Genomic DNA, 14,023 nt, shown 5'->3' with positions numbered 1-14,023 from the left:
GATAGTAAAAAGTTTGTTTTAATCCTTCAAATGATATATATTGGTATGTCAAATGAAAAAAAGTAAGAAATACAAAGCCTTTAAGTCGGAAGACCTATCCTATATTAGTGATTATGAAAAGCCATATGGCATTTCTGAAACTTTTGTGGTCAATAAGGGAGACCAGCAAGTCAGTTATGTGGTCAAGAACGGATATGGTTATTTCTTAAAGGATTTTAAAGGTGCCAGGAGTTTGGCAGAGGTGGCTAGAAAGCTTGAGGATAAATTGACCTATGCTGAGATTTCCCCGATAATTGATTTTTTGGATCTTAAAATGGTTGATTTGGCCAAGGCGGCCGCAGTTTCCCAAAGCACTGTTTCCAGGTGGTCTGCTGACAGTAAAATCGGCATACCTGGTTCTTACCAGTTTTTTAAAATGGACGAAGTGATCAAAAAAGGGATGGAGATTTTTGGTCGGGAATCCAGCTTAAAATCCTGGCTGAATACACCAAATATGGCTTTGGGTCAAGTCAAACCCAGGGACCTATTGGTATCCATGACGGGGATAGACCTGGCGCATGAAGCCATAGATGCCCTTCACTTCGGAAATGTCATGTAGGCATGTTGACCTATTACCGTATGATGTCGGAAAAATACCACCGGGAACCTTTTAGTAGTTCTTTGTCAGGGGGAAGGTGGAATCCCAAAGCTTATCCTATGATTTATGCCAGTAGTTCGGCAGCTCTGGCGGCTTTGGAATACCTGTCTATCAAAGGTACTTCTACTGCTCTTGAAACCTGGTATGTGGTTATTTATGAAATCCTTGACAGTGAACTGATTGGTACCCTTGATAAAGAAAGTCTGCCACAGAACTGGGACATGCTACCACATAACAAAGCAACACAAGATTTTGGCAAACTGTGGCTGGTAGAAAATAGTTTTCCATTTTTAAGGGTTCCATCCGCCCGGTTGCATTTATCTTTTTATCCGGAAGAACACAATCTATTGGTTAATCCCAGGTTCCCGGGTATCCAGGATTTGCTCAAGGTGGTGGATTTTAGAAAGTTTGATTATAAACTTGGTAACTAACGGGTGGAATTTGGATTCAATTTCTAATGGTGGACTATCTAAATGATACTTTGTGATTTGCTTTAGCGTAAGAACTGATCTTAAGAAAATCATCCGATAGAGCGTCAATGTACAAATCTTGAATGGATCAATAAACTTGCCGTGATTTGCTTTAACATATATGCCACAAAAAATGGTATAACTGATCTTATATTAAATGCTGCGCATACGCAAAACACTCTTTTTGTTACCCGGTGGAATAATTTCAAATCCTTATTTTTGTAAATGTATTTTACTTATGTGCTTTACAGTGACAAAGATGGAAAACTGTATATCGGATTCACTCAGGATTTGAAATTAAGAATTGAACAACATAATGACGGACTCGTTCAATCAACGAAATCAAGACGGCCACTTCAATTAATCTACTACGAAGCTTGTATCGAAAAGTGGGATGCGATAAAGCGGGAAAAATATTTAAAGACACACTATGGTCGTCTTTTTCTTCACAAGCGCCTCAAAACCTGGTTTGAGAGCAATGTTGTTTAATTTTTATTCCACCGGGTGTTATATAATTTATACTGAGTTTATCCAAAGAACGGTTTTTATTATCTAACGCCCAAACGGGCTATATACACTCCGTGCACCTGAGTTACAAAACTACTTCGCGGAGAAAGGTTTTGTAGGTAGTTGGTTATTTATTAATGTAGGGTTGCGGTGGCTCCTGCTCCGTCTCCCGCAAGGCCGATCAAACGCCACTTCGCAATGCTCATTTAGGGAAAAAAGGTGAGGAGGAAACCAAGCTTTAGCCATCAATACTAGGGGAGAGCCAGGGCAGAGAACCAGTAAAATACCAGTTGGTAACCGATTTAGGCAAATTATTATATAACTCTCTAGCCATCACTTATTTAACCTCTTTTTCCTTGATTTTCGCTTTTTGGTCCTGTCGAGTTGTTCCCCGTTATACCCTACGGGGAAGCCTTTCCTTCGGATCTTTTTGGGTTTGCTTTTGACTTCCAGAAATTCCCTAAACACTAACTTTTCCAGAACGTCCCGGACCGTTGAATCTGAACATATCCTGATTTTGTATTCCACCGGGTACATGAATATTTTTAGCGTATTCTCTGATTTGATTTTTGCATCCATACTGATTAGAAAATCTTTCTTACTTCTAACATGAAAAGCATTGTCTCCAAGTCTTCTGGTTTTGCCATAATTTTCAGAAATTATTCTCTTAAGCTTATACAGTTCAAAACTTTTGGCGTACATCAATCTATTTTCGCTCAATAGACACCAAAACGTTGAGTTCTGTTATATAATTTATATTATGTTAAATAGTGACAATTCCACACCATCAATTAATAATGAAATCTGCACTGAATAATGGTACACTTCTGGTCCCTCCCTTTTGTTCCTGACACCGCATAAACCAATCGGTATTCTCTTTTTTCGGGAACGATAATCGTTCCTGAATCCTTGGATACGTAGTCAAGATGCCTTTTTATGGACTTACGCAATTCGGTCATTGTTATGGTTTTCATCAGACAAAATTTTATTGATGGAATTTAATCAATGAGTCTATTGAAATTCGAATGGCTTTATTTTCGGGGGATTCTCATTAAACTGTTTTTCAGCTTTCCTCAGATCATGTGAAAGCTGCATCCTTAACCAAAAGTCTGCGTTTCCTCCAAAGACTTTGGCTAGCCTAAGTGACATATTTGGAGTGATAGATGCCTTTTCATTTAGAATGTTTGATAACGTAGGACGCGTAACCCCAAGCAGCTCAGCCGCCTTTCCAATCGTCAGTCGATTGGCACGAATCACTTCTTCCTTTAACACCTCCCCAGGGTGTGTATTGTGTTCAATTCTACGTTTCATTTGAATAAAATTTTTTCACACTAATTCCTATATCGCTTGTCTGACTGTACCCGGTTGTTTAAATTAACGAAACAATCAAAGAAAATGAAAAAGTACGTTAAGAATGTCTGGACCTATCACCTGATTGCCGACGGACCTGCGTTGATTTTTATTTGGTTTTGGGTAGAAGCCGGTACACCGGGATCGATTTCTTTTATACTATTTGCCTTCATCTATCCCTTCTTATACCGACCTGTGGTGGATTATTATCGTTTACTGGCCCTGGAGGCCATTGAGAAAAAAGACTTTTCGAAAATGTGGAAATGGGCCGGGTTTTACCGATTCAAATGGTATAGCAAGCTGATGTTTGGCGTATAAGCCCTCGCACCACCTGTATGTTGGAAATCCGTCTAGCGTCTTTTCCTCCTGTACCGCTTATCTGCTTACCGGTAAACGAACAGCTATGCCAAAGTCTCCACCAGCAGCACCAGATCCCCTATCCTACTGTCTTTTTTAACTAACAAGTACATTGGTTAAGCAATAACGAATTGAATTTCATTGCTAAAGGTATAAAAACAAAGAGATGAATACACTAGAAATCCGAAATTAGCAGGGGTAGGCCAATTTAACCCATTGGGAATAGGCCCTTTTTCCCATATCCGGTATATTTACCAAAAACAACTAATCCATGCCATCTCGTTTTACTCCCAGCCTTTGGTTACGCTTTTTTACCGGTCAACTGCTGTTCCTTTGCCTCTGTGCAGCTGCCCTGGCCCAAACCGAGCCGGCCGGTATCCTGCTTACCTGGCAGCAAGACCCGACCACCACCATCAGCATTGACTGGCATACCTTACCTCAAGACGAAGCAATCGAATCCGTCCGTTATCGTTCCGAAGGCTCATCCGAATGGCAGACAGCCCCTTCCCAATCCTTTCCCTTTCCCTATTCGGACCGTCGCATTCACCGCATCGAACTGACAGACTTGAAACCTAATTATAACTATGAATTTCGTGTTGGGGAGTTCCAGCGGATCTATTCCTTTCGCACCCTACCAGACAAAAACAACCGCCCTCTACGCATTGCCGCTGGAGGCGACACCTCCCATGGGGAGCTGTTCCGCCAAATGAACCGGGCCGTGATGCGGTACGATCCGGATTTTATCGTCTGGGGTGGTGACCTGGCCTATGCCAATGGTGACAAGGAGAACGTGGACCTCTGGTACCAATGGTTTGATGGGATTCGGGAAACGCTTATCTCCGAAGAAGGGCGTGTCGTTCCGATCATTGTAGGCCTGGGCAACCACGATGTCATCAATCACCATTACCCGGCATCGGAAAGTGTGATCGATGCGGACATGGGCATGCCGGCCTTTATCGCAAAAGTGAAAGCGGGCGAAATGGAGGAACCCACCGATGCCATGCGCCTGGCAAAAGCACCTTTTTTCTATCCCCTATTCGCTTTTCCCTGCCAACCCGGCTATGGAGTGCTGGATATCGGCGACTACCTGAGCCTGATCATCCTGGACAGTTCGCATAGCAACCTGATCAGTGGCACCCAAACCAACTGGCTTAAAAACACCTTGCAGGAGCGACAGGATCGGACACATGTGCTTCCGGTTTACCATAAACCGGCGTATCCATCCGGCCGGGTGGAGCCTGGAGGAAAACGCATTCAATTCTGGTCTGAAGAAGTACTCGATAACTGGGTTCCGCTGTTTGAGGAATACGGTGTTCGGGTGGCCCTGGAAAATGACGACCATACCTATAAGCGAAGCTTCCCGGTAAAAAACAATGCCTTCCACCCCAGTGGGATCGTGTACCTGGGTGATGGCTCTTGGGGAGTGGAGAAAAAGAAGCCCAAAACCCCGGAAGAAGTCTGGTACCTACGAAAATCTGCCGAGGAAAACTCCGCCATTATTATTACCCTTCAGGGTCCCCACCAGCATTTTTTAATGATCAACGAAAACGGAAAAATCATCGACGAATACCCGGAGACCTTAAAGATCACTCCCTAAATTGGTCGCTGTTCAACCCCTCCAGGGTTGCAAATTGGATGGGTTTTAGCTATCCCTGGGTTTACACCCAGGGTTATTTTTGTTCAGGCCCTTCAGGCCTGGAAGCGGGGTGAAAATGTTATTCCCGTTTTTAAATCTGCGAATTACTAGTATTTACCGGTATAAATAACTTAAATTATTTCATCTGTCTATAATTTGTTCTTTAATGGCCACATAGCCTGTCCCGATCTTAAATCGGGAGAATCTCGCATGGCTGATAGTCATCCCGGTGTGTGACGGCTACGTCATGCTCGATTTCATCTCCCTTTTTCCATCCCTACTTTCCCCCATTTCATCACATAAATTTGATCGCTGTTCCAGCGTGGTTTATTCTTGTGTCATGATTAATGCTTCCGGATTCCGATCAGAAAGGAATGACAAAATCCGGAACCATTTTACCTTGACAAACACCATGACCAAAGCTACTAAAAGAACCTATATTGCGCTGATTCTCGCCGGTTTGTTATACAATATCTATTTGACCTGTAGCGCATGTGCAGAGGCCAAACAAATCATCCCAACGCAAACCAGGTACAGCGTATTCGGGTTAAATTTACATTTTTAAATGGAATACAATATGAAAAACAAACCCTTAGCATTTCAGGAAATCGAATGGTGGATTGTCACCTTTGTTTTTTTGATTCTTGTGCTCGTAAATATTCTAAGTGCTGGAAGTAGCAGTTTTCACTATTTCCCAGGCAATCCCACTGGTTATTTTGCCAGGGTTTTTATTCCGTTGATCCTCTTTTTGGTCTTTTACCTGATGCACCGGGTGCTGATTCCCCGATATCGAGAAACAAACCGAAAAGGACCTTTTATTGGTTACGGCTTACTGATTTTCACCTTGTCCTATATCCTTGTTTCCTTATTCTCAGTGGGCTCCGAAATCACCAATTCTCCCTTTACCCCATTTTATTTTACGGCTATGGCCTTGTATGGTGGCTACCTGGTTTGGGTACTCCTGCTAAAGGAGGTTTTTTTACCCCCTAAGATGGATGACTTTCTGACGTATAACCTGCTAAGGTTGAGCAGTATTTTCTTCTTTGTGGTCCTTTTTCTATTTAAATTCGACTTTCTGGTTTCACGGAACATCTCTGTGATCCTGGCACTTTTTCTTCCAGCCTCCATTCTGGTAGTGTTGTACAATTTCTTTTTGATCTACAGAATGCGCTTACATGGAAAGCAACGGGCCGCCCTTTGGTTTAACATATTACTGATCGTGGGTTTTCCCGGTTTTTTATTGTTTGTAGGACTTATGCAACAGGATCCAGGCACGGTGCTTTTGGGCTTAGGCACAGGATTGGTCATCCAGTTGGTCGTACTGCCCCTTTCCGATCTGGCCTTTGAAAAGTACTTTGGCATGAAAGGTAAAATAGAAACCCTCAGCCATCAGGTAGACCGCGGATCGGCCGACCTCCGTTTTCTCAAGTCCCAAATCAACCCTCATTTTCTGTTCAATGCCTTGAATACCCTATATGGGGCGGCTTTGATGGAAAATGCCGAAAAGACCTCGGATGGCATCCAAAAACTGGGCGACATGATGCGCTTTATGCTACATGAAAACCAACTGGATAAAATCCCCCTACGACGGGAAATCGAGTACCTGCGCAACTACCTGGACCTTCAAATGCTGCGCTTTAAAAAGGAGGATAATTTGGAAATTAGCATTAAATTGAATGAAGAACACTGTGAAGGAACCATTGCTCCCATGCTGCTAATCCCTTTCGTAGAAAACGCCTTCAAACACGGTATCAGCACAAAAAACAAATCCTGGATCCGGGTTAACCTGCGCTGCCTGGCCGGATCGGTGCACCTGGATGTGGTCAATTCCCTTCATCCGCCCAAGGCCCTGAAAGATCCTACCGATGAATCCGGAATCGGTTTGGACAATGTGCGCAAACGATTGCAGGTACTGTATCCCGACAGGCATGACTTAACGATTGTTTCCAACGATACGGAGCATTTTGTTCATTTTTCGGTCCAAATAGACTAACCTGAAATGATACATCAACGCCAATTACGCTACCTGATCTGCCTATTGATAGGGGGAACCTCTTGTCAGGGACCGAAAGATCAATCCGATTTATCCCATGTAACGATTTATTCATTTGATGAAGCGGCACCATTGGATGCCAAAGATTTCGTTGAGAAACAACGTTACGTTCTTTTGAGCATAGAAGAGGAGGCTTTGTTTAAGAGGGTAGATAAGTTATTGGCAAAGAATAATCACTTTTACCTTTTTGATCACCTCAATAACTCAGGAGTATTGGTCTTTGATGAGGAGGGAATCTTTGTCAGTAAGGTTGGTGATTTTGGTGAGGGTCCCAACCAAATAAGTGGTATAAAAGACTTCCAGGTGAGGCCAAACGGAGAAGTTTTGGTTTTAGATGCGCTTGATAATAAAATCATTGTTTATTCTCCTGAAGGAAACTGGGTCGAAAATATTTCCATTCCTGTTAATGCAGGAGGTTTTATAGAAACAGAGACCGGCTGGCTATTCGCCATTAACAATGACAATCAAAATGATGCCATTGCGAATTATCCCAAAGTTGGGAGTTTTGATACTTCTTTTAAGTTAGACAGTTTGTATTTCGGCTACACAGCTATCGGAGGGAATACCAATGTATATTACCATGCAGGTTTGTTGTCTCAAGCTTCTGGTATTGTTTATAATCGACCTCCTGATGATACCGTGCGCCTTTTTTCCAGTGCAGGAAAACTAGAACAACAAATTTTAATAGACTTTGGAGACAGTAAATTGCCTGAGCATGTTGTCAATGATATTACACTTGCTGATGAATTGAAAGAAAAAGGGCTAAATCACCAGTACCTTCAATTACCTGTTAAGATTACCAATAATTTGATTTTGGGCGTGATTGTTAGTACGAAAAATGATTTCTGGACATTTGCTATAAATTTAAAGACCGATAACTTACATGTTAATAAAATTGACTTTTCTGACGTTCATTTTCCTTCTTTGATCCTTCCCACAGCGATTACTCCCACCGGGGAAGTGGTCACATTGATAGAACCCATTTCATTCGTGTCAGATACTCAGCCAGAAAACTATCCGGAAGAAGTAATCAATCATTTTGAAGATGAAGGTTCCGTGTTGTTACTGCACCAATTGAAACCTAACTGATATGCTCACAGCTATAGCAATAGACGACGAAAACATGGCACTGGAAGTCATTAAATCCCATGCGGCTAAGGTGCCCTTTCTGGAGTTAGAGGCAGTTTTCTCAGATGCCATCACAGGCTTTGACTACCACAAAACCCAGCCCGTTGACCTGGTTTTTTTGGACATCAACATGCCGGATATTTCCGGAATCGACCTGGCGGGCATGTTGCAAGCTGAAACCATGGTGGTATTTACCACGGCCTATTCGGAGTATGCAGTCAAGGGCTTCGAGCTCAATGCCCTGGACTACCTGCTCAAGCCCTTTTCGCTGAGCCGTTTCCTGCAAGCCTGTCAAAAAGCACGGGATTGGAAAGAGCTGCAGCCAGCAGCAGCAAACGGACATGTATTTATTAAAACCTCCGAGGGCCAAATCAAGATCCATTTTGCAAACCTGCTGTTTTGTGAAGCCACCGGTAACTACGTGACCTTCTACCTGGAGGAGGATAAGGTCATTAGCCGCATGACCTTCAAGGAGCTGGAAAAGTTGCTTCCCTCCTATTTTGTCCGCACCCATCGCTCCTTTATCGCCAATAAGCACCGCATGGACAAAATCGAAAAGCACCAGGTGCAGCTCGGAGAATATACCGTGCCCGTTAGCCTTTCCTACGGCGGACTTTTGTAGTGTTTTTTTGTTCAACTAAGTTCGTACTAGCAAAAAGTGGTTAGAAAGCCAAACGTAACTAATTCCCCCTTTTTAAGGGGGAAAGGGGGATTTTTTCGAGCAGTTTGAATAAAACGGATAAAAAAAAGCAGGCAGCCCCAATCCCTGAGCAGCCTGCTTCTTTCTCGTTTGTGTTACTATTCTCCCGCTTCCATGGGATGCTCCTGCAGCAATTCCGCCGGTGAATAAAATCCTTGTTTTCCATTGGTAGCTTCCCGCACTTCAGCCACTTTTTCGGGTTTGATGGGGGAAGATTCATTTCCAAAACTATTCCGTACATAGGTAGCCACGGCAGCCACTTCCTTATCATTGAGCATTCCGGCGTATGGGGTCATCGGTACTTGTCCCGGGTATTCCTTATCCAACACCTCTATGGGGCCCATTAGGCCATTGAGGATAATCTTCACCAGCCGCTCTTCGCTTCCATTTACCCACTGGGTACCCGCTAGCGGTGGAAATCCGGAAGCACTTAGGCCTTTTCCGTCGGGCTGGTGGCAGGTGATACAAAAGCCTTCCCTGCTGTAAATGGCTTTACCCATTTGGAAAAGGGTCAGATCCTCCCCTTTTAGACGGCTATTGGATGGTTTTTCTTCCTGAGCCGCTTCCTGAAAGACGATGCTACCATCCGGATTCACGACCATGTTGCTAACGGACATGTCGTTCAGGTGAGCTAATGAGGTCTCAAAGGGTTTTTGCATCCAATCATCCTTTGGATGCTCGTCTGCCACTTCCAGAATGGCCAATCCATCCTCTTTGTCCAGCCAGGAGGCGGCCACAATCGCTTCCAGTCGAACCCTTCCGTGCGGATCGGCGGCCGCTTTTTTCAGCATCTCTACCTGATCGGGCACCTGATGACCGGTATACCGTAATATCCGGGCAACGGCGGCGCGCACGCGGTGATCGTTGGAAGCAAACAGTGTTTTCATCAAATCCTGATCCACCTGGTTCAATCCCCAACTTACCCAAAGGGCTTCCAGCAAATGGTGTTCATAGCGGGAGTCATTGGCATCCAAATCGACCATCCAGTCCTTCATTTTCACCAAAACTTCTGCTTCATCCCGGCCACGCAATTCCGCTCGGGTGCGGTAGCGGGCCCTGAATTCCGGCAACTTAAGGTTGTCCAATAAGGTTTCTATGCTTTCGCCGGCTATTTTCGGAGGGCTTACCAACGGTCGGGAAGGATACGTAATTCGGTAAATCCTGCCATGCACATGGTCTCTCAACGGATCACGGGCGTTGTGCTGCATGTGGCCTACCAGGATATTATGCCAGTCCACAAAATACAAGGAGCCATCCGGGGCAAATTCCATGTCTACCGGCCGGAAATTCCGGTCATCGCTGCGAATCAAGTCTACCCGGTGCTCACTATCATAACCGGTGCCGTCTTCCATCATCTTATGCATTTTCATGCCCAGAAAGCCGATGGTGTTGTTGATCAGCAGGTCACCCTGTACTGCTTCCGGAAAATGCCTGCTGGATACAAATTCCAGCCCTGAAGTCGGGCGCACCCGGTGGGCATCTTCGATCAGGTTGGGGCCTTTATGCGTGCCCTCACCATATCGAGGTTTAACAGAGCCGGGCATCATCCAGCGTACATCCGGCCCTGAAGTCTCTGCAAAGAAGTTTTGCCCCCAATCGTCAAAGGCAATTCCCCAGGGGTTGGGAATGGGGAGCTGTGCGGTTCTTTCCAGACGCTTTCGAGCGGGATTGTACCGGTAAAATCCGCCATTTGTCGCCCGAACCGGACCATAGGGGGTTTCCACATTGGTATGCAAAAACACGCCTTCTCCCATGTAAATAGCTCCTGACGGATCCGCCACAAAAGCGGAAATATTATGGTGGGTATCGTGGTCGTCAAAGCCACTTAGCAGGATTTGACGCTCTTCGGCATAATCATCCCCATCGTTGTCTTTGAGTATGATAAAATTGGTGCCTTGCGACAAATAAACGCCTTCAGGCGCAATTTCCATACCGATAGGCAGGTGCAAACTATCCGCAAAAACGATTTGCTTGTCTGCTTTTCCATCATTATCGGTATCTTCCAGGATGAGTATTTTATCATTTGGTTTGGGATCTCCCGGTTTGTAGTGCGGGTAGCTGGGCATTACGGCTACCCAAAGCCTTCCTTTGGTATCAAAGGTCATTTGAACCGGGTTCGCCAGGTCGGGAAATTCAGATTCAGAGGCAAACAATTCCACCTTATAACCCTCCGCAACTTCGAACTTCTCCAAGGCATCCTCTCCATAAAGATACTCAAGGTCGCCATTTTTTTCCGGGTTATAATTGGTTTCTACCGGAGGCAACTCAATCGTATTTTCATCGGCGGCCGCCAGGTCAAAAGACTCGCCCTGGCTGGCATTCCAGATGCCTTGATCCCTATTGGCGGTCATCTGACGAATCTTTTGCAATTCGTAGGGATAATTATCCGGCCCGAATGGATTATATCTTCTACCAAATACGTGTACGCCGTTGGGAATTTTATAATCGTTGTGCCACATCCAGTTCTTTTCGAGGACTGCAGCATGAATGGCTTCTCTCCGGTCTTCTGCCACGGCATCGTCAGATCCAAAGAGCGCATCGGTCAGAAAACGAGAAAACTGCTTGTATCCTTCCTCGGTAAGCTGAAAGCCATCGATGGTAAGGTATTCCTCCGAATTGGCATACCAGGATTGAGAAGGTTCAAACGCATCCACAAACAATACCTCATTGGCAGCAGCTATTTCCTGCATGGCCTGGGTATACCGTTTTAAATTATCGTTTTCCTTTTCTCCGTTGGGTAAGTCAAAATCTCCACTCAGGTTTTCAAAGGCTATCGGAGAAACCAGTGCAAGCTGCGGGGCTGCTTCGCCATTATAGAGGGTATTTTTCGTATGATTGATAAATGCCTCAAGTTCATTTTTGTAATCTTCCAGGCCCTCCTGCCCTTCAAAGGATTCGTTGTATCCAAAAAACCCGACAATGATATCTGCTTCGTGCCGTTTGATCCACTCATCCGGGGATTCGAAATGTCCTTCACTGCCCGAATTGGTAGCGAGTTCATCCTGAAATTCCTCCGCCCCAGGAAAAGCCCAGGGTGAAACCCTGCCAGCATGCGGCCGGAATCCGGGTGTATCTCCCGCATCTGCCATGTTTCGGATGTAGAGTAAGGAATCGGGGTAACGAACGTGCATTTCGGTTTCAAAGTGACCAAAATTCATCATTCTGGAGGCCAGGTTATTACCTACAAGTATGATATGATCTCCTTTATTTAATGCTAATTTTGGCCCCTCCGGGCCGCACTGAAAAGCAAAAAAGGAGACCAGCACCACCCAGAACAGGGTCTTGATGCGGTTGATTCGATCTAAATGCTGTTGGATCATTAGTATCTGTTTAATTTGATTCAGGTTTAGGTTAATTCAATATTAACATTATTTCCCAAGTAATCTTAAATAAAGTACATGAATTGGGAAATTCTATCCTGCACTGTCCTGTATGGTCCATGGATGGGAAAGCAAAATCGTCTAAAACCAAGCCCTTTATCGGAATTGTGTCAGGAATATTTTTGATTTTGCAGTTTTTATAGCTATTCTTAGGACTTATTCCAAACTATGCAAACTCAAAAAATTGGCTTAATCCTGGGGCCATTGGCCTTTTTAGGGATCTATTTCTTTGCCTCTCCCGAAGGATTATCGGATTCCGGTGTTGCCTTGTTGGCCATTACTTTTTGGATCGCCATTTGGTGGATAACCGAAGCCATTCCCATCGCCGCTACTGCCCTGCTTCCTTTAGTCGTGTTTCCGCTAACCGGCGTACTGGGGATCAAAGCGACCTCCATTCCTTACTCCGATCCAATGGTATTGCTCTATATGGGTGGGTTTATGATTGCAGTAAGCATCGAAAAGTGGAACCTACATAAGCGGATAGCCCTTCGAATTATTTCGTACTTAGGTACAGACTTAAAAAAAATCATTTTAGGCTTCATGGTGGCCACGGCTTTCTTATCCATGTGGATTTCCAATACCGCCACTTCCCTGATGATGCTGCCCATCGCCGTGGCAGTAGTGGTGCAAATCAGTCATGGCAATGACACCGTAAAAAAATCCCTTGGACAATCCCTTATGTTGGGGATTGCCTACAGTGCATCCATTGGTGGTCTGGCCACCATTATCGGCACACCAACCAATATAATTTTGACGGCCGTGGTCAAGAATACCTACGGTATTGAAATCAGTTTTGGCGAGTGGATGTTAATCGGGTTTCCCATTTCTGTGGGCTTGCTTTTTATTTGCTGGTATTACCTGGTAAACTGGGCTTTTCAATTTCCTAAATCCCTCCAAATAGCTGGAGGAAAAGAAGAAATTAAAAGGCAGCTGGCCCAATTAGGGGCTATCAGCATACAGGAAAAACGGGTTCTTTGGATTTTTATGGGCGTCAGCCTTTCCTGGATCACCAGAAGTTTTCTCCTACAGGAATACATCCCAGTGCTAAACGATACGATCATCGCGCTAACGGGCGTATTGCTTTTGTTTGTGATACCGGCGGGAAATGAAAAAAAGGAGCGACTTCTGGATTGGAAAGTAGCCGAAAAAATCCCCTGGGGCATTCTGATTCTGTTTGGTGGCGGCCTTGCCCTGGCCGAAGGATTTCAGGAAACGGGATTGGCGAACTGGATCGGGGAGCAATTTATTTTGCTTCAAAACTTCCCATTCTGGCTGTTTTTATTACTTATTATTGCTGCCGTTAATTTCTTAACCGAAATCACCTCAAATGTGGCCACTGCTTCCATGTTGCTGCCCATCTTATCAGCTGTGGCATTGGCGATGGGCGTTCATCCCTATGGCCTGATGATCGGAGCAACCATGGCTGCTTCCTGTGCCTTTATGTTACCGGTGGCAACCCCTCCCAACGCCGTGGTTTTTGGCTCTGGCTACCTGACCATTCCGGTCATGATGAAAACAGGATTTTTTCTCAATTTGCTTTCCATTGTATTTATTCTGGTTCTTACGCTATTTTACCTTCCCTGGATTTGGGACTTTTCCATGCTCGCTTTTCCAGAGGCATGGAAATAAGGTTTGGAGAGCGGTTTGGAGACTTGGGGACTAAGTGAATCAGGGAGTTAAGGACATTGTGACTTGGAGACGGAGAGACTTAGGGATTTAGAGACTAAGGGACCGAGAGACTTAGGGGCATAGTAACCAGGAGACATTAGGGGCTCTCAGGTGGGTTGGTTGACTTTACAAACTAA

13 protein-coding genes are annotated in these 14,023 nt (G+C 44.7%); 9 read left to right on the top strand and 4 right to left on the bottom strand.

All coding sequences use genetic code 11. From position 1 onward, the window contains the following. Positions 1-52 precede the first annotated feature (52 nt). From GJS45_RS01020 to GJS45_RS01010, 3 genes are all read left to right on the top strand, one after another. Entirely contained in the window at positions 53-598 is a 546-nt protein-coding gene (locus GJS45_RS01020; protein WP_162339587.1) for an antitoxin Xre/MbcA/ParS toxin-binding domain-containing protein, read from the top strand. Positions 599-600: 2 nt separating this feature from the next. Beyond that, entirely contained in the window at positions 601-1,068 is a 468-nt protein-coding gene (locus tag GJS45_RS01015; RefSeq protein WP_162339586.1) for an RES family NAD+ phosphorylase, read from the top strand. Between the two features lie 264 nt (positions 1,069-1,332). After that, positions 1,333-1,596, top strand: coding sequence for a GIY-YIG nuclease family protein (locus GJS45_RS01010; protein WP_162339585.1), 264 nt, complete (start codon positions 1,333-1,335; stop codon positions 1,594-1,596). 351 nt (positions 1,597-1,947) lie between these two features. On the opposite strand, the gene GJS45_RS01005 is transcribed toward GJS45_RS01010, so the two are convergent. The 3 genes from GJS45_RS01005 to GJS45_RS00995 form a co-directional block, all read right to left on the bottom strand. After that, on the bottom strand, positions 1,948-2,334 hold the full coding sequence (locus tag GJS45_RS01005) for a hypothetical protein (RefSeq protein ID WP_162339584.1): 387 nt from the start codon (positions 2,332-2,334) through the stop codon (positions 1,948-1,950). 71 nt (positions 2,335-2,405) lie between these two features. After that, a complete protein-coding gene (locus GJS45_RS23600; protein WP_202928010.1) occupies positions 2,406-2,588 on the bottom strand; it encodes a type II toxin-antitoxin system RelE/ParE family toxin in 183 nt (60 codons plus the stop codon). A gap of 37 nt (positions 2,589-2,625) precedes the next feature. After that, positions 2,626-2,925 carry a HigA family addiction module antitoxin gene (locus GJS45_RS00995; protein WP_162339583.1) on the bottom strand — a complete coding sequence of 100 codons (300 nt, stop codon included), beginning with the start codon at positions 2,923-2,925 and terminating at the stop codon, positions 2,626-2,628. Positions 2,926-3,009: 84 nt separating this feature from the next. Between GJS45_RS00995 and GJS45_RS00990 the strand changes: the two genes are divergently transcribed. The 5 genes from GJS45_RS00990 (at position 3,010) to GJS45_RS00970 (ending at position 8,760) form a co-directional block, all read left to right on the top strand. Next, positions 3,010-3,282 carry a hypothetical protein gene (locus GJS45_RS00990; protein ID WP_162339582.1) on the top strand — a complete coding sequence of 91 codons (273 nt, stop codon included), beginning with the start codon at positions 3,010-3,012 and terminating at the stop codon, positions 3,280-3,282. Positions 3,283-3,592: 310 nt separating this feature from the next. Then, positions 3,593-4,918, top strand: coding sequence for a fibronectin type III domain-containing protein (locus GJS45_RS00985; RefSeq protein WP_162339581.1), 1,326 nt, complete (start codon positions 3,593-3,595; stop codon positions 4,916-4,918). 616 nt (positions 4,919-5,534) lie between these two features. Next, positions 5,535-6,950: a sensor histidine kinase gene (locus GJS45_RS00980; protein ID WP_162339580.1), complete on the top strand. Its 1,416-nt coding sequence runs from the start codon at positions 5,535-5,537 to the stop codon at positions 6,948-6,950. A gap of 6 nt (positions 6,951-6,956) precedes the next feature. Further along, positions 6,957-8,099 carry a 6-bladed beta-propeller gene (locus tag GJS45_RS00975; RefSeq protein ID WP_162339579.1) on the top strand — a complete coding sequence of 381 codons (1,143 nt, stop codon included), beginning with the start codon at positions 6,957-6,959 and terminating at the stop codon, positions 8,097-8,099. 1 nt (position 8,100) lies between these two features. After that, positions 8,101-8,760, top strand: coding sequence for a LytR/AlgR family response regulator transcription factor (locus tag GJS45_RS00970; protein WP_162339578.1), 660 nt, complete (start codon positions 8,101-8,103; stop codon positions 8,758-8,760). 176 nt (positions 8,761-8,936) lie between these two features. Here GJS45_RS00970 and GJS45_RS00965 read toward each other — a convergent pair whose 3' ends face one another. Beyond that, a complete protein-coding gene (locus tag GJS45_RS00965) occupies positions 8,937-12,158 on the bottom strand; it encodes a PVC-type heme-binding CxxCH protein (protein WP_162339577.1) in 3,222 nt (1,073 codons plus the stop codon). Positions 12,159-12,386: 228 nt separating this feature from the next. Between GJS45_RS00965 and GJS45_RS00960 the strand changes: the two genes are divergently transcribed. Next, positions 12,387-13,847, top strand: coding sequence for an SLC13 family permease (locus tag GJS45_RS00960; RefSeq protein WP_162339576.1), 1,461 nt, complete (start codon positions 12,387-12,389; stop codon positions 13,845-13,847). Positions 13,848-14,023: the final 176 nt, after the last annotated feature.

The organism is Cyclobacterium salsum (assembly GCF_010119245.1).
GTDB lineage: Bacteria > Bacteroidota > Bacteroidia > Cytophagales > Cyclobacteriaceae > Cyclobacterium > Cyclobacterium salsum.
Note: the sequence above shows the minus strand (reverse complement) of the source record. Positions and strands in the feature narration are given on the sequence as shown.